19 protein-coding genes are annotated in these 22,496 nt (G+C 32.9%); 18 read left to right on the top strand and 1 reads right to left on the bottom strand.

Features of this window, described 5'->3' with window-relative positions; genetic code table 11:
• The 12 genes from BUB51_RS13335 to BUB51_RS07090 form a co-directional block, all read left to right on the top strand.
• A partial coding sequence (locus tag BUB51_RS13335) for a hypothetical protein (RefSeq protein ID WP_073196617.1) occupies positions 1 to 242 on the top strand: 242 nt, incomplete at its 5' end.
• A gap of 148 nt (positions 243 to 390) precedes the next feature.
• A complete protein-coding gene (locus BUB51_RS07140) occupies positions 391 to 804 on the top strand; it encodes a DUF86 domain-containing protein (protein ID WP_073196615.1) in 414 nt (137 codons plus the stop codon).
• A 133-nt stretch (positions 805 to 937) separates the two neighbouring features.
• Positions 938 to 6,601 carry an S-layer homology domain-containing protein gene (locus BUB51_RS07135; protein WP_073196613.1) on the top strand — a complete coding sequence of 1,888 codons (5,664 nt, stop codon included), beginning with the start codon at positions 938 to 940 and terminating at the stop codon, positions 6,599 to 6,601.
• A gap of 128 nt (positions 6,602 to 6,729) precedes the next feature.
• Complete coding sequence (locus tag BUB51_RS07130; protein ID WP_073196610.1) at positions 6,730 to 7,581, top strand: sugar phosphate isomerase/epimerase family protein; 852 nt, start codon at positions 6,730 to 6,732, stop codon at positions 7,579 to 7,581.
• Positions 7,582 to 7,619: 38 nt separating this feature from the next.
• The gene (locus tag BUB51_RS07125; RefSeq protein ID WP_073196608.1) at positions 7,620 to 9,347 is read left to right on the top strand and encodes a phospho-sugar mutase; all 1,728 of its coding nucleotides are present in this window, start codon (positions 7,620 to 7,622) and stop codon (positions 9,345 to 9,347) included.
• Positions 9,348 to 9,427: 80 nt separating this feature from the next.
• On the top strand, positions 9,428 to 9,994 hold the full coding sequence (locus tag BUB51_RS07120; protein ID WP_073196606.1) for a glycerol-3-phosphate responsive antiterminator: 567 nt from the start codon (positions 9,428 to 9,430) through the stop codon (positions 9,992 to 9,994).
• A gap of 150 nt (positions 9,995 to 10,144) precedes the next feature.
• Positions 10,145 to 10,519: a Lin0368 family putative glycerol transporter subunit gene (locus tag BUB51_RS07115; protein ID WP_073196604.1), complete on the top strand. Its 375-nt coding sequence runs from the start codon at positions 10,145 to 10,147 to the stop codon at positions 10,517 to 10,519.
• A 47-nt stretch (positions 10,520 to 10,566) separates the two neighbouring features.
• On the top strand, positions 10,567 to 10,902 hold the full coding sequence (locus BUB51_RS07110; RefSeq protein WP_035162391.1) for a Lin0368 family putative glycerol transporter subunit: 336 nt from the start codon (positions 10,567 to 10,569) through the stop codon (positions 10,900 to 10,902).
• A 56-nt stretch (positions 10,903 to 10,958) separates the two neighbouring features.
• A complete protein-coding gene (gene glpK, locus BUB51_RS07105) occupies positions 10,959 to 12,458 on the top strand; it encodes a glycerol kinase GlpK (RefSeq protein ID WP_073196602.1) in 1,500 nt (499 codons plus the stop codon).
• A gap of 122 nt (positions 12,459 to 12,580) precedes the next feature.
• Positions 12,581 to 14,038, top strand: a complete 1,458-nt coding sequence (locus BUB51_RS07100) for an NAD(P)/FAD-dependent oxidoreductase (RefSeq protein WP_073196600.1) — start codon at positions 12,581 to 12,583, stop codon at positions 14,036 to 14,038.
• A gap of 4 nt (positions 14,039 to 14,042) precedes the next feature.
• Positions 14,043 to 15,311: an FAD-dependent oxidoreductase gene (locus BUB51_RS07095; RefSeq protein WP_073196598.1), complete on the top strand. Its 1,269-nt coding sequence runs from the start codon at positions 14,043 to 14,045 to the stop codon at positions 15,309 to 15,311.
• Positions 15,308 to 15,667 (top strand): DUF1667 domain-containing protein, encoded by a 360-nt coding sequence (locus tag BUB51_RS07090; RefSeq protein WP_073196596.1) that lies wholly within the window; start codon positions 15,308 to 15,310, stop codon positions 15,665 to 15,667. The genes BUB51_RS07095 and BUB51_RS07090 overlap by 4 nt, the downstream gene beginning before the upstream one ends.
• Positions 15,668 to 15,675: 8 nt before the next feature.
• Here the strand turns inward: BUB51_RS07090 and BUB51_RS07085 are convergent, their stop codons facing one another.
• The gene (locus BUB51_RS07085) at positions 15,676 to 16,056 is read right to left on the bottom strand and encodes a helix-turn-helix domain-containing protein (protein ID WP_073196594.1); all 381 of its coding nucleotides are present in this window, start codon (positions 16,054 to 16,056) and stop codon (positions 15,676 to 15,678) included.
• 121 nt (positions 16,057 to 16,177) lie between these two features.
• Between BUB51_RS07085 and BUB51_RS07080 the strand changes: the two genes are divergently transcribed.
• The 6 genes from BUB51_RS07080 (at position 16,178) to BUB51_RS07055 (ending at position 22,261) form a co-directional block, all read left to right on the top strand.
• The gene (locus tag BUB51_RS07080) at positions 16,178 to 16,399 is read left to right on the top strand and encodes a hypothetical protein (protein ID WP_035162382.1); all 222 of its coding nucleotides are present in this window, start codon (positions 16,178 to 16,180) and stop codon (positions 16,397 to 16,399) included.
• 169 nt (positions 16,400 to 16,568) lie between these two features.
• Positions 16,569 to 17,744 carry a galactokinase gene (locus BUB51_RS07075; RefSeq protein WP_278294228.1) on the top strand — a complete coding sequence of 392 codons (1,176 nt, stop codon included), beginning with the start codon at positions 16,569 to 16,571 and terminating at the stop codon, positions 17,742 to 17,744.
• 16 nt (positions 17,745 to 17,760) lie between these two features.
• Positions 17,761 to 19,263, top strand: a complete 1,503-nt coding sequence (galT, locus tag BUB51_RS07070; RefSeq protein ID WP_073196590.1) for a UDP-glucose--hexose-1-phosphate uridylyltransferase — start codon at positions 17,761 to 17,763, stop codon at positions 19,261 to 19,263.
• 48 nt (positions 19,264 to 19,311) lie between these two features.
• Positions 19,312 to 20,319 carry a LacI family DNA-binding transcriptional regulator gene (locus BUB51_RS07065; protein WP_073196588.1) on the top strand — a complete coding sequence of 336 codons (1,008 nt, stop codon included), beginning with the start codon at positions 19,312 to 19,314 and terminating at the stop codon, positions 20,317 to 20,319.
• 134 nt (positions 20,320 to 20,453) lie between these two features.
• On the top strand, positions 20,454 to 21,890 hold the full coding sequence (locus tag BUB51_RS07060; protein WP_073196586.1) for an S-layer homology domain-containing protein: 1,437 nt from the start codon (positions 20,454 to 20,456) through the stop codon (positions 21,888 to 21,890).
• Positions 21,891 to 22,012: 122 nt separating this feature from the next.
• On the top strand, positions 22,013 to 22,261 hold the full coding sequence (locus tag BUB51_RS07055) for a hypothetical protein (protein ID WP_073196584.1): 249 nt from the start codon (positions 22,013 to 22,015) through the stop codon (positions 22,259 to 22,261).
• Positions 22,262 to 22,496 lie beyond the last annotated feature (235 nt).

Raw genomic sequence — 22,496 nt, 5'->3', positions numbered from 1 at the left:
GGACTAGGAGAAGATTAAGGGCATGCCTTTGGAAACAATGGAAGAAAATTAAGACCAAATTTAAGAATCTTAAAAGATTAGGAGTCCCAGAGTATAAGGCATGGCAATACGCTAATACCCGAAAGGGGTACTGGCGTATATCTAATAGTCCTATATTAAATAAGACATTAAATAATCAGTATTGGCTAAATCAAGGATTTAAAACATTCTCTATGCAGTATAAGAAATTGAACTTAACCTAATGAACCGCCGTATACCGAACGGTACGTACGGTGGTGTGAGAGGTCGGTAGATGAATTAATCATCTACCTCCTACTCGATTAATTATCTAATAAACTTGTAAAAAGTTATTAAAAGGCGGTAACATAATGATAGAGGGGAGGTGGGGAAATGATTGAAATGATAAAGAAAGAATTAGATGTATTAGAGAAATATACAGAGATATTATCTGTAGCCTATACATATGATGAAGAAACGTTTATACATGAGCCTTTGATATACGGAGGGGCGGAAAGGTTTATTATATTAGGGCTTAAAAGTATTGTTGATGTGTGTAGAATGGTTATCGATTACTGTAACTTTAAAAGAACAGATGATTACAGAGAGATGATAAGGATACTAGAGTATAAAAAAGTTTATCCTTCGTGGCTTTCAGAAAGTCTAGTGAAAAATATAAAGTATATATTTACCTTGAAGTATGACTATTTAAAATATATGAATAAGAAGGAGCTATATACTTTATTAGAAGAAATTATAAGAGATTTTAGGCATTTTAAAAAATATGTATTGGAATATATAGTTTAGTAGATAAAATGTTAAAAATCGGTTAAAACAATGAGAGATAATAGAAAAATAAGCCATATTATGCTATAATCTATATGATTTTGATTGATATTGATTTAATGGAAAAAATAAAAGTCAAAGAGGGGGAGATTTTTTGCATAATAAGTTTTCAAAGTATTTAAGCTTTTTACTTATTTTCACGTTAATTTTAGCAAATTTAATTAATTTTACTACTCCTAATTTAGCTAAAGCTGAAGGCGAAGTTATTTCAATAGCAGAAGCAAGAATACTTCCTAATAACACTTATGCAACTATTGAAGGTATTGTTACAGCAGATTTAGGAAATAACATATATATTCAGGACGATACGGCAGGAATCATAGTAAGATTAAAAAATTTAGATTTAAATCCCGGAGATAAAGTTAGAGTTTATGGTAAAATTGGACAATATTATGGTATGGCACAAATATATCCTGATACTATAGAGGATATAACAGTAGTGCAAGAAAAAGTAGGTGTACCAGAACCGCAGTTGATAACTTCATCGGATTTAAATTCAGAAAATGGAGAAAATTTTGAAGGAGAATTAGTTAAAATACAAAATGTAACAGTTACAGAAGTAGATGATCATAAAAATTTTAAAATATTAGATAAAGAAGGAACTGCCATTGTAAAACTAAATAATACTAGTTGGCTAGAGGTTGGTAAGACTTATTCGAGTATAACAGGAGTTGTTACGTATAATTATAAAAAATATAAGATATATCCAAGAACAATAGAAGATATAGAAAAAGAAATAAATAAGGTTGCTCCGGTAATTGCTGAACCACCTTCAGGAGAAGTAGAAGCGGGTACGGAAGTTGTATTGACTACAGCTACAGAGGGAGCGACTATATATTATGCCGTATATGATGAAGTATACAATTTTGTTGAATACACAATGCCGATTACTATAAACGAACCAATGACCATACTGGCTAAAGCCTCTAAAGACGGCATGGAGGATAGTGAAATTTCAAAATTTTCTTATACTATAAAGGAAAAACAGAATGCTATTACAATAGCAGAAGCAAGAGGCAAAGATAAGGAAGCAGAGGTAACAGTACAGGGGATTATAACTTATGCTGAAAAAAATACGCTTATATATATTCAAGATGATACAGCAGGTATAAAAGTTGACACTCATGGGACAGGCGTCGATTTAAGTAGTTTTAAAGAAGGAGATATAGTATTAGTAACAGGATTAATCGACAGTTATAAAGACGAGCTAGAAATAAGTGTAGAGTCAGAAAAAAATATTGTTCTAATAAGTAGTGGAAATGATTTACCTGAACCAAAAGTTATAACTTTAAATCAAGTTGCAGATTATCAGGGACAACTCGTAAAGATAAAGATGGCGAGGCTTACAGATGTAACAAGCGATTCATATAGTTTTTATATAACTGACAGTACAGGGACAGAATTGAAATTGTATCATAGTAAAGCAAAAAATTTTAATAATGAAAATTACAAGGTTGGGGAATATTACGACATAATAGGTATTGCAGCGACATACTATAATCCTCAAATAAAATTACGTTATGGCAGCGATATGGTAAAACAAACACCACCAGAAGATCCAGATGCCAAGTTGCCGCTTATATATAATCTAAAACCGGCAAATATGGTATCGACATTCGAAAAGACACCAGAAATATCTGCTAAATTAGAAAAAACTGAAGCAGATATAGATTTTGATAGCATTAAAATGTATTTAGATGGTACACAAGTTACACCAATAGTAGATGGAATGACTGTAACTTATGCTCCAAAAGAGGAATTAGAATATGGAGAACATGAAGTAAGATTAGAAGTATCGGATGTAACTGGCAGAACAAAAAAAGTAGAATGGTATTTTGTAGTAGATAATAAAGATACAAAATATAACTTCTATTATGGCGTACCGCATTCTCATACATCATATTCGGATGGTAAGGGGACACCTACTGATGCTTATGAGCATGCGAAACAAAATGGGTTAAATTTTCTTATAGTTACAGACCATTCTAACTGGCTGAATGGTGTTACTGATAATAACTATGAATACAATCCTGATACAAATCAGTATGAAGAAGTTGAAGGATCAGAGTGGTATAAGACGAGAAAAGAGGCAGAAGCAATCGATAGAAAGTATTACGATTTTCTAGCCTTAAGAGGATTTGAGATGACATCAGGCGACTGGGGACATATGAATGTAATTAACAGTGTTTATTATGTTGAGGCAAAAAAACAGATGACAGGACTTGCTGAATTTTATGAATGGTTGGCTAAACAAGAAAATACGGTAGCAGCTTTCAACCATCCAAATTGGCCAGATGATTCATTTAATGATTTAGCTTATGTACCAGAATTGGACAGAATAATTAATCTTATTGAAGTAGGAAATGGTGCACCTCCATACAGCTATACTAGGTCAGAAAAACACTATTTCAAAGCATTAGACAATGGTTGGCATGTAGGTGCAATAAATGGACAGGATAATCATAGTTGGAATTGGGGAGATCCCGACAATCTAACAGTTGTAATAGCAGAGAGTTTAAATAAAGATGTATTTTTAGATGCAATGAGAAATAGAAGGACGTATTCAACTGAAACGAGAACTCTCAAATTGACAGTAAAAGCTAATGGACACTGGATGGGAAGTGTATTAGATGTTAAAAAAGGAGATCCAATTAATTTTGAAATAATAGCAGAAGATAGAGAAGTTCCTATAACAGAGGTTCAACTTATTACAAATGGAGGAAATATTATTGACAGAAAAAAAGTTGGCTCAAGCAATAGAGTTGAATGGCATCCTTCGGTAATTGCAGGTGGTGGAGCGGAATGGTATGTTGTTAAGGTCATCCATGAAAACGGAAGTTGGGGAATTGCATCTGCTATATATACTCCTGCATCAGAAAATGACGTTAAATTAAGTAAATTAGAGGTTAATCCAGATACTACTATGCCGGGTTATGAAACTACTATAGAGGCGACAGTTTCAAATATGGGTATAAGAGATGCAGTGAATATTGAAGTTAAGTTCTATGAAGAAAGTATAAGTGAAGAAAATCTAATAGGCATAGATAATGTAGAACTTATAAAGGCAGGGGAAAGTGCAGTATTATCTACAACATGGACTCCAAGTAAATCTGGTCCAGTTAAAATAATAGCCAAATTAACTGAAATAGAAGGAGTAACTACGGTTACAGAAATGACTACTACTATTAAAGTAGTTGCTTCGAATGGAAAAACTGTATTAATCGATTGTGCTCATGACAATGTTGATGTAACAGGAGCTATGCTGAATTTAATGGAATTACTCAGAAGATATGGATATACAGTTAAGTTGAATACTGAACCTATTACAGTTGAAACTCTTAAAGATGTAGATGTACTTGTTATAAATACGCCGAAAAATGCTAGTGCCGATTTTACAATGGCAGAAGAGGCTGTAATAGGAGAGTGGATAAGAGACGGCGGTGCAGCAATGATAGCATCTAAATCAAATTACAATTACGATAGCACCATGATGAACAGTCTGATGGAAGCTATTGGGACAAACATAAGATTTAACGATGACAATATATATGAACCAGAGGATTCTGATAAATACAGTGGTGGTATGGTATGGTCTGTATATGCATATAACTTACCTAAAACCAAAAGTAGACTAAATGAAAATATGGAAGCCATTAGAATATTCAGTGGATGTTCACTTGTTAACGCAGAAAATAATGCATTAATTAACAATCCAGACACAGGGCTTGAAATATTACTTGGAGGTAATGCGACATCATATAATGCTAATCCCGGAAAAGATGCCTATGTTTATAATGTAAAAGGAGAAATGAATGGTGAAGCCATACCGATAATAGCCAAAGAATATGTAGGAAAAGGTAAGATAGTTGCAGCGGGCAGACATTTCTATTCGGACTATGAAATAGTTAATGATGTAAGTAATACAGCATTAACATTAAGACTCATAGACTGGTTAGCAGGATATGATAGAGTTAAAACTATTAAAGAGGTAAGAGAAAATGCTAAAGAAGGAGATATTGTAACTGTTAAAGGAATAGTTACAGTTCCTACAGGTAATTTCTTTGATGTAGTGTATATCCAAGATGGAACATCGGGAATATGTTTATACGGCAGTCAAAGTAGAGAATTACCAATCGGAACTGAAGTCATTGCAACAGGTGCAGTTCACTACTTTGAAGGAGAGTTAGAATTGGCATTTGACAATTTTGATTATGAAGTTCTTTATGTAGGACCTGCCGAAAAAATAGAACCGATTGTACTTTCTACTAAAGAAGCTATGCTGCCACAATATACTGGTATGTTAGTTAAGACAAAAGGTAGAATAACTGAACATAGTGAAAAAGATAGCTACTTTAAAATAAATGACGGCAGTGGTGATGCATATATTCATGTAGATGGATATATAGGTGCGGATATGGGAAGATTTAAAGTAGGAGATTGGGTAGAAGTTACAGGTATTGCTTCTATAGGTGCAGCAGGACCTAGAATAAGAGTTAGATTCTATGATGATATGTCAAAAACTGACAAAATCGTAATTAATGATGATAATGATGATGAAAATTATGATAGAGACAAAGAAGATGGAGATGCAGATAAAACGAAGTATGGTAAAGTTACAATAACTAAAGACAAAAATGGCAACATGATAGGTATATTAGAAGTAGATAAAAATAAAATTGAAAAACAATTAGAAAAAGAAAATAGCAGCAAGGTAGAAATAAAAGTACCAGTAAGTAAAAATGCGACAGAGATATTAGTAAATATGGATGCAGAATTAGTTGATAAAATATCAGAAAAAGGTAAGGAATTAGTGATAAATACTAGAGACGTGATAGTTGGAATAGAACCGGGTTCAATTAAAACAGAAGAAGGAGATAAAATAGTTTTCAAGGTTAAGAGGATGAAAGGAGAAGAAGTTGAGGAAATACTTTTCCCAACATTATTAGAAGAGTATAGTCCAACTTCAATTGTATATGATATTAATTTGAATTTACAAAAGAAAGATAGGGTATCGAAAATTAGATTTAATAAACCAATTAATGTAATTATCAAGTATAATCCTGACAGAGTGTCAAATCTAAAGAAAATGGGAGTTTACTATTATAATGAAGAAACTGGCAGATGGGAGTTTATTGGAGGTAGAGTTACGGCAGATGAAACGATAACATTTACAACAGAACACTTCAGCAAATATATAGTAATAGAATATAATAAAGTATTTGAAGATGTAGATATGCCGTGGGCCAAGGATGCAGTGGAAATATTAGCAGCAAGACATGTTATAGATGGAGTAGACGATAAAAATTTCGCACCAAATGATAATGTAACGAGGGCTCAATTTGTTAAAATGTTAGTAAATGCATTAGATTTAAAATATGGTAAAAAAGAAGTAAACTTTAAAGATGTATCAGATGGAACATGGTATGAAAGACCTGTAAAAATAGCTGCAAGTTTGGGCATAGTAGAAGGATATAATGAAATGTTTAATCCTAATGGAGAAATAACAAGAGAAGAAATGGCTGTAATGATAGTAAGAGCATTAAAACTTGTTGCTCCGGAAGAAGATTGTATTATAGATGCGGTATTTAAAGATGAAAATGATATTTCAGATTGGGCGAAAGAAGCGGTAAAAGTAGCAGCAAGCAGAGGATTAGTAGAAGGAGTAGGGGGAAATAGGTTTGCTCCGAAAGAATCGGCAACGAGGGCTCAAGCAGCCGTGATAATCTATAGATTATTCAGTATATTAAGGAGAATATAAAGGGGCAGGGGGTAAATCCCTGTCCTATGGATTTATAAAAAATTATTTAATATAATGAACTTTTTGTCCCTTAATTGACTATAAATGTAGTACAATAGAATATGTAGAAATCTATGAGGAGGAGCCCTATGAATCCGCGAATAGGAATTTCTATTCACAATGTAGGTGTAGATTATATTGCTAAACATAACTTTAAGAGGGTTCAATTGTGCCATAAATTTTCGGGAGCTAAAGAGATAACTGCACTTTTAAAATTTTCTAGAAAGTTTCCTCTAAAGGTAACTTATCATGCTCCTGTATTTTATCAATCAGACCCTACTATAACTTACTATGTAAGTGATAATAAAAGATTAAGGGATGCTACTTTTGAGATATTAAAGACAAATTTATCTATGGCAAAAAGTCTGCCAACTAGTGAAATTATAATTCATTTTATAAATAGTAATATTGGAAGTCCGGATAATATAAAAAAATTAGCATTTAAGAGTGCTTTAAGACTTAACGAATTAAGTAGAGAATATGATTTTCCAATTCTTTTAGAATATGTAGGTTATAATGATTTATTTTATAAGGTAGAAGATTGGATAGATATTATAAAAGATTATGATAATCTAGGAATATGCTTAGATGTTGGGCATTTATATCTATCTTGTCAAATAAATAATATGGACTACTTTGAAGAGTTAGAAAAGCTGTTGCCTTATATCAAGATAGTACATTTATGGAATACTAGAGGATTTAGTGATGTTTATAAATATGGGCATATACCAGTTCATCCTAGTCAAAAACCAAGTGATGGCTGGATAGATATAGAAAAAACTATAGAACTCATTCATACTTGGAATGCCGATATTCCTTTAATTTTTGAACCTGACTTTAAATATTTAGATTTTAAATATGCTCAGGAAGGAATTGACTGGGTGAACGAGTTAGTCTATAATAATACGGAAAAGGATAGGGAAAACGTAGACACAGTTTAAAATTTTTTCAAACTATAAAAGAACACGGGGTGATGAAGATGAATTTTATGGGAAAGTACGAATTTTGGTTAAATAGTGAGCACTTTGATAAAGAAACAAAAGATGAATTATTATCTATCAAGGATAATGCAGAAGAAATAGAAGATAGATTTTATAAAGATTTGGAATTCGGTACTGGAGGACTTAGAGGGAAAATTGGTGCAGGTACTAATAGAATAAATAAGTACACTGTATCTAAGGCTACTCAGGGATTAGCTAATTTTATTATTGAAAATGGAAGCGAGTATATAAAAAGAGGAGTAGTAATAGCTCACGACTCAAGACATAAGTCAAGAGAATTTTCAGAGACGGCGGCATTAGTATTGGCTGCAAATGGAATTAAAGCATATTTATTTGAAGATTTAAGACCGACGCCTGAATTGTCTTTTGCGGTTAGATATTTAAAGGCTTCTGCTGGAATCGTTATTACAGCTAGCCATAACCCACCAGAGTATAATGGATACAAGGTTTATTGGGAAGATGGAGGACAGGTAGTACCGAGTTTAGCCGATAAGATAATAGAGAAAGTTAATGAAGTTTCTGAATATTCAATGGTAAAGATTATAAGTAAGGAAGAGGCGTTAAATAATGGATTATTAGAAATCATTGGAGAAAAAATCGATAAGGAGTACATAGATAAAGTTAAAGATTTAAGTGTTAGAGATGATATAGATAAAAGTATAAGAATAGTTTATACTCCATTACATGGTACGGGGAATATGCCTGTAAGGAGAGTTTTAAAGGAATTAGGATACATAAATGTATTTGTTGTTGAAAGTCAGGAACAGCCAGACCCTAATTTTTCAACTGTAGAGTATCCGAATCCAGAAGAGCCAAATGCATTTAAATTAGCTATCGAATTAGCAGAAAAGGTAGATTCTGATATTATACTAGGAACAGATCCAGATTGCGACAGAGTTGGAGTTGTTGTTAAAAATAAAGAAGGAGAATATAAGGTATTAAGCGGAAATCAAACTGGTGCACTGCTTTTAGATTATATTTTAAGTTCAATGACGGAAAAAGGGCTTTTACCTGAAAATAGTGTAATGGTTAAGACTATAGTAACGAGTGAATTGGGAAGGGTGATAGCTAAACATTATGATGTAGAGACTATAGATACTCTAACAGGATTTAAATTTATAGGTGAAAAGATTAAACAGTTTGAGGAAGATGGAGATAAGAACTTTATATTTGGCTATGAAGAAAGTTTTGGGTATTTGACTGGTTCTTTTGTAAGAGATAAAGATGCAGTTATAGCTTCTATGCTCATCTGTGAGATGGCGGCATATTATAAGAGTAAAGGAATGACACTTTACGAGGCTTTAATTAAATTATACGAAAAATATGGCTACTATATAGAGAATTTACATTCTATAAAATTAGAAGGCATTGAAGGAAAGAGAAAGATAGATGATGTAATGGAGAATTTTAGAAATAATTATCCAAAAGAAATAGGCAAACTTAATTTAAAAATATTTAACGACTATAAAGTATCTAAAAGTTTTAATTTCGATAAAGACAGTAGTGAAGATATTTTACTTCCAAAGTCAAATGTTTTGAAATTTATATTTGATGATGAATCTTGGTATGCATTAAGACCTTCCGGTACAGAGCCGAAGTTAAAAATATATTTTTCTGCTAATGGAAGGGATAAAGCAGAGGCGGAAAATAAGATCAAGAGTATTAAGGAAGAAGTGTTGAGTAAAATTGAAGATATATTGAGATAAAAAGATAGAGAAAAAATTCTCTATCTTTTTTCGTATAATAATTAATTATGTGAATAGATTTATAAATAGGGGGATGGAGGATGAAAAATATTTTTTTTAGTAAAGTGTTTGAAAATCCTATAATTGCAGCGGTGAATAATATAGAGAAGTTAGATAGAGCAATAAATTCGCCAACAGAGATTATTTTCTTACTGGTAGGGGATATTTTTAATTTGAAGAAAATAGTCGATGAAGTCAAAAGTAAAGAGATGAGCATATATGTTCATTTAGATTTAATGGAGGGATTTTCAAAAGATATTGTAGCACTGAAGTATATTAACGAAAATATAAAACCTGACGGTATAATTACAACAAAGAGTAATCTTATTAAATTTGCTAAAAATTTAGGGATATTTACGATACAGAGGTTATTTATATTAGATTCACTATCATTAGAGACTGGAATAAGCTCTGTATTATCTACTAAACCAGATGCTGTAGAAATATTACCTGGTATTATGCCTAAAATTACACAGGAAATACATAAAAAAACCCATTTACCTATTATAACTGGAGGATTAATCAAAGAGAAAGAAGATGTGATTAATAGCTTAAATGCAGGAGCTATTGGGGTGTCGACAAGCAAAGAGGAAATCTGGTATATGTGATTACAGAGAAATTGTAAAGGGTAGATTTAGCATCAAAATAGATAGAAAATTATGAAAAATCAGAAACTTATCATTAATATTAATATTGCAGCATAAATTTAAATGTAAGTAAATAATTTTTATTAATAATAGATGAAGGAGGTGAGATAGATGAAACATTTAGGTACAGTACTTGGTGCTGCTATAGCAGGTATTTTTGTTATGAGTGTATGGGGAGCATTCGTTCAGGCATATGGCATAGCTGGAGGATGGTTTGCAGGTCTAATTATAATAGGAACTATGTGGTACTTAAATCACTATGTAGGAATTCATAACAATGAAGGCGCTTGGGTAGATATGGCTTTAGGTATTGGTGTTACAGGTTTTATGAGAGATGTATTCATTAAAGGTGGTCAAGCAGGGGTTGAATCTTTACCAACATTGATAGTAGTCATTTTAGGAGGTATAGTTGGCGGTATTACTGCAGCTAAATTAGAGAAATATTTAGCAGAGAAAAATGGCGAAAAAGAAGAAGTTGAAGAATAGATTAGATATAAGTTAAATAAATAATTGAGAAGGGAGGGACAGGCAATATGACTATACCATTAATGATATCGACTTTTGCTGGCGGTTTCATATTTCCATTTTTAATTAGATTATTATGGGGTAAAATGGTTGAAAATTGGGGACCTATAGGCGGATGGATGGCAGCTGGATTTATAGTTGGTACAACTTGGACTTTAACACATGGTGTTAGTTTGATATTCCAATCCGGCGGTGCATGGGTTGACCAAGCATTTGGTGCAGGAGTTGGTTTATTAGCAGCTTCTGTAGTTGCAGGAGATAGATTTAGTAAAGCAGTGCCTAATATAATTTTTGCAATAATAGGCGGTATATTAGGAGGCTTTATACTTTCAACTTTTCTATAATGGACTTCAGTAAAACTTATATTTAAATACAAGGTTAATAGATGGGGGGAAAATAAATGGATAAAAAGTACATTTTAGCTTTAGATCAAGGAACTACTAGTTCAAGGGCTATATTGTTTGATCATGACGGAAAGATAGTTAAGGTAGCTCAAAAAGAGTTTACACAGATATATCCGAAGGCAGGATGGGTAGAGCATGACCCTATGGAAATATGGGGTACTCAAATTGGAGTGGCTAAAGAAGTATTAGAAATAGTAGGAGTAAAACCAGAGGAAATAGCAGCAATAGGTATAACAAACCAAAGAGAGACAACAGTAGTTTGGGATAAAAATACTGGTAAACCTATATATAATGCTATAGTTTGGCAGTGTAGAAGAACAGCAAGTATATGTGATGATTTGAAGATGAGAGGATTAGAGGATTATATTAGAAAAAATACAGGACTCGTTTTAGATGCATATTTTTCTGGTACTAAGGTTAAATGGATACTTGATAATGTAGAGGGTGCAAGAGAAAAGGCGGAAAAAGGAGAAGTGCTATTTGGAAACATTGATACTTGGTTAGTTTGGAACTTAACTAAAGGTAAAGTACATGTAACTGATTATTCTAATGCGTCAAGAACTATGCTTTATAATATAAAAGAGCTAAAATGGGATGAGAAAATTTTAAGCGAGCTTGGAATACCTGCTTCAATGCTACCAGAAGTCAGACCGTCTAGTGAAATTTATGGATATACTAATATTTTTGGTGAAACAGAGATTCCTATAGCTGGTATCGCTGGTGATCAACAGGCGGCATTGTTTGGACAGGTATGTTTTAATCCGGGTATGGCTAAAAACACATATGGAACTGGATGTTTTATGTTAATGAATACTGGAGAAAATATGGTTCCATCTAATAAAGGACTACTTACAACAATTGCTTGGGGAGTCGATGGCAAAATTGAATATGCATTAGAAGGAAGTATTTTCATCGCTGGTGCAGTAGTTCAATGGTTAAGAGACGAATTGAAGTTAATATATGAAGCAAAGGACAGCGAGTATTTTGCAACTAAAGTCAAGGACAGTAATGGCGTATATATAGTACCTGCATTTGTTGGTTTGGGAGCACCATATTGGGATATGTATGCAAGAGGAACAATAGTAGGATTAACTAGAGGGGCAAATAAAAATCATATAATAAGGGCTGCATTAGAGTCAATAGCATATCAAACTAGAGATGTACTAGAGGCCATGCAAGAAGATTCGAACATAAAATTACAATCATTGAAGGTTGACGGAGGAGCGGTTGCAAATAATTTCTTGATGCAGTTCCAATCTGATATATTGGGAGTACCTGTGCACAGGCCTGAAGTTACAGAGACTACAGCATTAGGTGCTGCATATTTAGCTGGACTTGCTGTAGGATTTTGGGAAAGCAAAGAAGAAATAGCTAAGAAGTGGAACGTTAATAGAACATTTGAACCAAATATGAATGAAATAGCTAAAGAAAAACTATATGCAGGGTGGAAAAAAGCCGTAAATAGAGCACTAAAGTGGGAAAAAATAGAGGAATAAATACTGTATATTTATAAATGAATATTTAGTGCTGGAGAAATGGAGAGCCGCACAAGCAGACCTATGGAGCGATAGGTTTAGCTTAGTGCGGCTTTTTTAAATTATCGAAAGGAGGATTATAGATGTATGATATTGCAGTCATAGGGGCTGGGATAATAGGTACATTTATAGCGAGAGAATTATCGAAATATAAATTAAACATTATTCTTATAGAAAAGAATAATGATGTTGCAGACGGAACTACAAAGGCAAATAGTGCGATTGTACATGCCGGATATGATGCTAAACCCGGAACTAATATGGCAAAGTTTAACTCTAAAGGGAACCCTATGTTCGATAAAATATGTGAGGAATTAGATGTTGAATTTAAAAGAGTCGGATCATTGGTTATAGCTTTCAATGATGAAGACATGAATACGATTAAAGAGCTTTATGACAGAGGTTTAAAAAACGGGATACCTAAGATGGAGATAATAAGTGGACAGAGAGTCAGAGAAATGGAACCTAATTTAAATAGCGATATTGTAGGGGCTTTATATGCACCAACATGCGGAATTATCGGACCGTGGGAGCTGGCTATAGCTCTAGCAGAGAATGCAGTAGAAAATGGTGTAGAACTACTATTAAATAGCGAAGTTTATAATATCGATAAGACTGATTTTGGATATAGAATATTCACTAAAAGAAAAGTGATAGATGCTGAATATGTTGTGAATTGTGCGGGTTTGTATGCTGATGAAATAAATAATATGGTGGCTAGTCCATATTTCAAGATAAAGCCTAGAAGGGGACAATATTTTATATTAGATAAGAGTGCAGGTAGTTTTGTAAATAGAGTTATATTCCAGTGCCCGACAAAACTTGGAAAAGGAGTTTTGGTAGCTCCGACAATTCATGGCAATTTAATAATAGGGCCAGATGCCGAAGATTTAGACGATAAGGAAAGGTTAGATACGACAGCCGATAGACTTCAATATGTAAGAAAAACGGCTATGAAAACTTCAAAGAATATTCCATTTAAAAAAGTTATAACCACATTCGCAGGATTGAGGGCAGAACCTAGTACAGGTGATTTTATAGTTGAGGAGTCTAAAGAGGCGAGGGGCTTTATTAATGTCGCAGGAATAAAATCACCGGGGTTAACGGCTTCACCTGCTATAGCGGAATATGTTGTAGAATTGCTAAAAGATATAAATGGCGGATTTAAAATAAAAGAAGATTTCAATCCAATAAGGAAAAGAATGATAAGGTTTGACAAATTGAGTGATGAAGAGAAGGCAGAATTAATAAAGAAAGATTCTAGATTTGGGAGAATAATTTGCAGATGTGAAAACATAACAGAAGGTGAAATTGTTGATGCTATCAGAAGGAAGGTTGGAGCTACTACTGTAGATGGAATCAAAAAGAGAGTTAGGCCCGGGATGGGAAGGTGTCAAGGCGGTTTCTGCAGCCCGAGAGTTATGGAGATATTAGCAAGAGAGTTGGGTACAGATGTATCAGAAATAGTTAAAGATAGTCCGAGTTCATATGTGTTAGTTGGAAGAACTAATAAAGGTTTAGAGAAAAATTTGAGGGGGTGAACGGATGTTAAGCTATGATATTGTCGTAATTGGTGGAGGGCCAGCTGGTTTAGCGGCTGCAATACAGGCGAAAAAAAGCGGTATAGATAGTATTTTGATTTTAGAGAGAGATCGAGAATTAGGAGGTATACTTAATCAGTGTATACATAATGGCTTTGGAATTCATGAGTTTAAAGAGGAATTAACGGGGCCAGAATATGCAGATAGATTTATTAAAGAGTTAATTAATATGAACATAGATTATAAGTTAAATACTATGGTTCTAGATATCAGCAAAGACAAAATTGTTAAGGCGATAAATTCTAAAGATGGTTTTATGATTATAAAGGCAAAAGCCATTATATTAGCCATGGGATGTAGAGAAAGGACTAGAGGAGCTTTAGCTATTCCCGGAACTAGGCCTTCAGGGGTATTTACAGCCGGAACGGCCCAAAGATTTATAAATATGGAGGGCTATATGATTGGTAAAAAAGTCTTCATATTGGGTTCAGGAGACATTGGACTCATAATGGCTAGGAGACTTACTCTTGAAGGAGCACAAGTCATCGGGGTTGCCGAAATCATGGCTTATCCGGGAGGACTTGCGAGAAATATTATGCAGTGTTTAAGGGATTACGATATACCGTTGATGTTAAGTCATACAGTTACTGAAATAAGAGGAAAAGATAGAGTCGAAGGCGTAGTTGTATCTAAAGTCGATGAAAATAGAAAGCCAATACCGGGTACAGAAAAATATTTTGAGTGCGACACTTTGTTATTATCTGTTGGATTAATACCTGAAAATGAACTTTCAAAGAAAGCAGACATAGAATTAAATCCAGTTACTGGCGGTCCAATAGTAAATGAATCTATGGAAACTACTGTTAGTGGAATATTCGCATGCGGTAATGTTCTTCATGTTCATGATTTAGTAGATTATGTTACAGAGGAGAGTAGAAGGGCAGGGGAGAATGCGGCTAAATATGTAAAAGGGAAGTTATATGATAGTGGAGAAATAATTAAGACTATTCCGGGGAAAGGAATAAGGTATATTGTTCCATATATCATAAGACTTGAGAACGTACGAGACTTTGTAAACTTATTTATGAGAGTAGATGATGTTTATAAGGATGTAAAAATGATAGTTAGTTCAAACAATATTACTATTAAGGAGCTAAAAAAGAGGCGTTTAGTACCTAGTGAAATGGAAAAGATTACGATAAACGTCAATCAATTAAGAGGAAAAGGATTATCAGATATAACTATAAGACTAGAGGAGGATGCTGATATATGAAAAAAGATATGATTTGTATTGTGTGTCCTATTGGGTGCCATCTGGAGATAGAAGAAGATGAAAAAAGTTTATTAGGTTTCAAGGTAACAGGCAATCAGTGTAAAAGAGGACAAGAGTATGCGATAGAAGAAATTACTAATCCTAAAAGAATATTAACTTCGACGGTAAAGATTAAAAATGCACATTTAAGCAGATTGCCGGTAAGGACAAATAAACCAGTCCCAAAAGATAAGATATTTGAGTGCATGAAGGAAATAAATAAGGTAGAAGTAACCGCTCCTATCAGAGTAGGAGATGTAATCATAAAAAATATATTGGGAACGGGGGCAGACGTATTAGCTAGTAGGGATATGTAGATAAAAATCTATTTAATTAATGTCTTTATCGTCTTTATGATTGCTGTAATCTTCTCTATTTTATCAGATGGTAAGTCATCTACCTCATAAAATAGATTATTTAATGCAGTCTTTTTATCAATTTTATAATCGATACCATTTTCTTTTGCTTCGATATTCTCTATATTTCTATGATAGTAATTTCTAATATTAGTAACTCCAAGTAAGTAATCAATAGATACATCAAAAAATTCGGCTATACGTCTGAGAAGTAATTCATCATTAGGAAATCTAACACCATTTTCATAGTTGCTTACAGATTGTCTGCTTATATTAAGTATTTTTGCCAAATCGATTTGACGTAAGTTTTTTTCTTCTCTTAATAATTTCAATCTTTCTGCAAATTTCATTTTATCACCTCTAGATTAATCCTAGCACAGTTAGTATATGAAAAAATATATAGATGCAAAAAGGGGAATAAAATGGTATAATATACACATATATTATTATAATGGGATGGAGGTTAATGTCATGGAGAGACTAAAGATGCTAGTGGAAAAAACATTAGAGCAAAACTGGGGGGAAAGTATTAAAATAACGGATCAAGATTTTAAAGAGGCAGTAGAGGAGATAGGAAAGGATGTGCTCTATAATTATTTAGTTTTTGGTAAGGATGTTCCGTTTGAACTCTTCTTACGAAATTTGCAGATATATATTTTGGGAGTTAAAAAATTGAATTATAATCAAAGATAAATTATGTTTAAAAAAGTCGAGTAATAGATAGATATATAATTGTCTAACTATTACTCGATTTTATTTTTCAGAGAGTAGTGAGATGTGCTAATTGTTGTAAAAAAGAGAAAATATTATTTACACCTAACTAAAATTTTAGTAAAATTTTAGTTAGGTAAAGGGGGATATGATGAATTTGAATAATTTAATAGATGAATTTATAAAAGTTTTCAAAACAGAAAAAGAGATATATCTATTTTTTGCACCGGGGAGAGTAAATTTAATTGGGGAACATACTGATTACAATGGTGGACATGTCTTTCCTTGTGCATTGAGTTTAGGAACGTATGCTGTTGCTCGTAAAAGAGACGATTTAAAAATTAGGCTTTTTTCAAAAAATTTTGAGAAAATGGGAATTGTTGAATTCGATGTATATGATTTAATTTATGATAATGAACATGATTGGGCGAATTATCCAAAAGGAGTTGTTAAAACGTTTAAAGATATGGGCTTTAGGATAGATACAGGTTTTGAAGTGTTATTTTGCGGGGATATTCCAAATGGAGCCGGTCTATCCTCAAGTGCATCTATTGAATTAGCTATGAGTATAATTTTAAAAGTCTTATTTGGTTTAGATGTTGATATGATTGAAATGGTAAAAATGAGTCAAAAAGCGGAGAATGAGTTTATTGGTGTAAACTGCGGTATCATGGACCAGTTTGCGATTGGCATGGGGAAAAAAGACCATGCAATTTTATTAAACACAAATACATTAAAATATGAATATGTTCCGGTAAAATTAGATGGAATTTCTATTGTTATTGCTAATACGAATAAGCATCGAGGTCTAGCAGATTCAAAATACAATGAAAGACGCAGTGAATGCGAAAGGGCTTTAAAAATATTACAAGAGAAATTAAAAATTACTTCATTAGGAGATTTATCTGAAGAAGAATTTGAAAAAAATAAACATCTGATACGAAATGAAGTTGAAAGAAAGCGTGCTAAACATACTGTATATGAAAATCGGCGTGTCATTAAAGCTGTCAAAGCATTAAACGATGGAGATATTGAATTATTTGGTAGGCTAATGAATGAATCGCATATTTCTTTGAGAGATGATTATGAAGTTACTGGTATTGAATTAGATACATTAGTATCGGCAGCATGGGAAAATGGTGCTATTGGTTCGAGAATGACAGGAGCTGGATTTGGGGGATGTACCGTAAGTTTAGTATATGATAATAGATTATCAGAGTTTATTGAAAGAGTTGGGAGAGAATATGAAAAGAAGATTGGATATAAAGCCGATTTTTATGTAGTTTCGATTGGTGATGGAGCTATGCAGATTCAGTTTGAGAGATAGCTGGGGGGAGTCATTAATGGATATCAATAGAGAAATAAAACGCCTTATTAACTATGGGATTTATAAAGGGCTGCTTTATAAAGAAGATGAAATTTATGTGAGGAATAGGATTTTAGAAATCTTAAAGTTAGATGAATATGAGGATGTAGAGATAGAAAAAGAGGAGTTGGAAAATCCTCAGCCGATTTTAGATAATATTTTAGACTATGCTTATGAAAGGGGAATATTAGAACATAACACAGTTACATATCGAGACTTGTTTGATACTAAAATTATGGACTGTTTAATTGCACGTCCGAGTGATGTAATAAGAAAATTTTACGAACAATACAGAGAATCTCCAGAATTAGCTACGGCAAACTATTATAACATGTCAAAAGCATCAAATTATATTAGAATGCATAGAGTAAATAAAAATTTAAGATGGAAGACGAATACCGATTTTGGTGAATTGGAAATTACAATTAATCTTTCGAAGCCAGAAAAGGATCCAATAGCCATTGCTAAGGCTAAAGATATGAAATCAACTTCATATCCAAAATGTCTATTATGTAAGGAAAATGAAGGCTATTCGGGTCGTATTGATTATCCTGCAAGGCAGAATCATAGAATTATACCAATAAAATTGTGCAATGAAGAATGGTTTTTGCAATTTTCTCCATATGTCTACTATAATGAGCATGCAATTATTTTTAAAGGCAGTCATGAGCCAATGAAAATTACAAAAACTACTTTTGAAAGATTGCTGGAATTTGTAGAAAAATTTCCTCATTATTTTATTGGTTCAAATGCTGATTTGCCAATTGTAGGAGGCTCTATTTTATCTCATGATCATTTCCAAGGGGGAAATTATAAATTTGCGATGGAGAAGGCACCAATTTTAAAAGAATTTAGTATAAAAGGATTTGAAGATGTAGAGATAGGTATCGTTAAATGGCCCTTATCGGTTATAAGAATAAGAAGCAAGAGAAAAGACAGATTAACTGAACTTGGGGGCATAATTCTTGACGTATGGAGAGAATATAGCGATGAGAGCATTAATATTATATCGCATACAAATGATGAACCTCATAATACGATTACCCCTATTGCGAGATATAAGAATAATAAGTTTGAATTAGATTTAGTGTTGAGAAATAATAGGACAAGTGAAGAACATCCTTTTGGTATATTTCATCCTCATAGAGATGTTCACCACATTAAAAAAGAAAATATTGGACTAATAGAGGTTATGGGGCTTGCTGTACTGCCTGCAAGATTAAAACATGAGTTGGAGTTAATTAAAGAATGTCTTTTAGGCACTAGAAATATCAATGAATACAAAGAATTAGAAAAGCATAGAGAATGGTTTGATTATTTGAAATACAAATATCAAAGTATTGACGTAAATTTTGATGAGATATTAAAATTTGAAGTAGGGAAAATTTTTGAAAGAATATTAATAGATGCAGGTGTATTTAAGCAGGATAATAGAGGATTAGAAGCTTTTGAGCGATTTATCGATTGTTTAAGTAGATAGTTTATTGAAAGAATTTGAAAATAATTTAATTTCGAAAGGAAGATTTTGATGGCTACTATAAGGGATATAGCAAAATTAGCTGGTGTTTCAATTGCCACAGTATCTCGTGTATTAAACTATGATACTAGTCTTTCTGTAACAGATGAGACAAGGAGAAGAATTTTTGAAGCAGCAGAAGAATTACATTATAAACCTCCTAAGCAAAGAAATAAAAAGGTTAAGAAAAAATTAAAGATTGGAATTATACATTGGTATTCTCAAAAAGAGGAATTAGATGATCCGTATTATTTGTCAATAAGAAAGGGAATTGAGAAGGAATGTTTTAGTAAGAATATTGAAACAATGACGATTTTTAAAAATGATAATAGATATATTACAGATGAGCTAAATGATTTAGATGGGGTTATAGCTATAGGTAAATTTAGCAGTGATGATATTGAAGAATTTCTGATGTATTCTAGGAATATTGTATTTGTAGATTTTTCTCCAAATGAAAAGATTTATGATTCAGTAGTGATTGATTTCAGGAAGGCCGTTTTGGAGGTGTTAGAATATCTGTTGAATTGTGGGCATAGTAAAGTAGGTTTTATTGGAGGGAGAGAATATGTGGGTAAAAAAATGAAGCCTATAGAGGATGAGCGTGAGAAAACATATCGTGAATTTGTACAAACTAGAAAGTTATTTGACCCTAAAAATATATATATTGGTAATTTTACGGCTGAAGATGGCTATAAATTAATGAAAAAAGCTATTAAAACAGGTCAATTGCCAACTGCATTTTTTATAGCTAGTGATTCTATGGCTATAGGAGCTATGAAGGCATTGTATGAATCCAATATTAAAGTACCAGAAGATGTCAGTATTATAGGATTTAATGATATTCCTACGTCTAAATATTTAACCCCGTCATTAACAACTGTTAAAGTACATACTGAGTTCATGGGAGGTACGGCTGTAAATTTACTATTAGAAAGGATTAATGGAAATAGAGAAATTCCTAAAAAAGTTGTTATACCTTGTGAGCTAATAATAAGAGAAAGCTGCAGATCTATATAGGTTTAATAATCATGTATTTTTTTTGGGACTTTTGTTATATGAATTTTTTGGATAAAATATATAATAAGCGTTTAATATAGAATTATGAAATTGAAAATTGAAATGTAAAATATTCGGTATAGGAGGAAAGTTAGATGCAAAATAAGATTTTGGGGTTAGTTATGAGCATATTGCTTTTATTTACGTTTCTCACTGATTACGGATATGCTCAAAATAATAGAGTAAATCCCCCGAGAGAAGTATTAGAAAAAAAGATAGAAGAGGTGGCTAAAAAAAGGGGAATCCCAACTGTTATATTAAAATCGATAGCGAGAGTAGAGAGTGTTTTCAAGCAGTATAATTCTAATGGAACAGTCTATACAGGCCGGAGCGGCAGTATTGGAGTCATGCAGGTTCATAATAAATATGGTTGGTTTGATACGAATAAACTTAAGTATGATATTGATTACAATATAGAAGCAGGTGCAGAAGTTTTATTAATGAAGTGGGACATGGCGCTAAAAAAACTGCCGAGAATAGGGGATATGAATCCTAATGTATTAGAAAATTGGTACTTTGTTCTCTGGGCATATAATGGCTGGAGTAAAAGTAATAATCCCAATATGATTCCATATAAATATCCGACATGGACTAAAAAACATACATATCAGCAGTTGATATATTTAGTAGCAGAAAAAGAATATGGGCAGAAAATAACCCCTATAGACCCTAAATTACTTCCTAAAAATGGGCTTCCAGATAAGAGTAAACATTATGATACTCCACAGCCGTTTCACTACGGCGACATTGAGATGTATAAAAAAGGAGATATAGTAAAGGCTGATGTTAAAACTTATTTGAGAATTAGAAAAGAACCTAATGGAGTAGAGATTGGAAGAATAAAGAATGGCACAGTTTTAAATGTATTAGAAGGACCGGTTTTAAAGGAAGGATATTTTTGGTATAAAGTCAAGCAGAAAGATGGAGATTTACAGGGCTGGGTCGTTGGTAATTGGATAGTAAAAATAGGGGAAAAAGAAGAATGTACGATAAAGGATATATCTGATAGCTGGGCAAAAGATTATATTCTTAAACTCTATGAAATGGGTATAGTAAGTGGGGATAGTAATAGGAGATATTATCCAGATAGAGGTATTACTAGAGAGGAGATGGCCGTTTTAATATCAAAAGCGCTAAAGCTCAAAGGTGAAGATTACCGGCTTAATTATGCCGATAAAGATAAAATTGAAGATTGGGCGGTAGATTATGTAAGAGCTGTATCTAAAGCTGGCTATTTAAATGGCTTTGAAGATAATACTTTTAAGCCTGATAGGTATATTACTAGAGAAGAAGCAGCTTGGACGATAGCAAAGATATTAGGAGAAGATGATACGGCTGTAAAATTGGAATATAGTGATTTATCTGAAGCTAATCCGCAGTTTATATCGGCAATAGAGGTAGCAGGTAAATACGGTATTATGTCGGGGAAAAAAGACGGAACATTTAAGCCAAAAGAGCCATTAACTAGAAGTGGTGCAGCAAAGATAATAGTAAGACTTTTAGAAGTTTTAAAACAGAAATCAAATAATTAGTAGGCTAATATCACCCCTTTTATTTTTAAAATATATCGAGTCTAAATAGAGTTGTGTTAGTAAATGTATAAAGTAATGTCAGATGTATATAATATTACAAAGGAAGAAAAGGGGTGATTAGTTTGAATAGAAAGAAATTTTATTATTCTATATTTGTAATTATATTGACGATATTTGTTGTTGTAATCATGTTGAATTTAAGAGTTGATATTAAAAATCCTGATGTGTATGACAAAGTTGATGGGAAAGAGGATTATGCGATGAAAGTCTATCAGACAGATGAGAATCAGAATCAGACAGAAAAAGAACCTGATATGGAAAAATCGGATTGGATAAAGCGAACAATTATAAATATACGTTCTAAAAAATAAAAGGGACTATGAAGTCCCTTAATTCTATGTGTGCCGGGCATGCGTAACAACTAGGTGGTGAAAGTCCACTGTGGGGGTTGACCGTGCCAACCACTAGCCAAAGGCAAGGGTGTCCATCGTGAGGTGGAATCTGAAGGAAGCCGGAGGCAAAATCCTGGTCCGAGGTACACGAATCACATTCGAGGCTGTATAAATCGGGTGAGTTTGCATAACAAAACAAAGCCCAAAACGGTCC

It is taken from the genome of Caloranaerobacter azorensis DSM 13643 (genome assembly GCF_900129995.1).
Lineage (GTDB): Bacteria > Bacillota > Clostridia > Tissierellales > Thermohalobacteraceae > Caloranaerobacter > Caloranaerobacter azorensis.
Note: the sequence above shows the minus strand (reverse complement) of the source record. Positions and strands in the feature narration are given on the sequence as shown.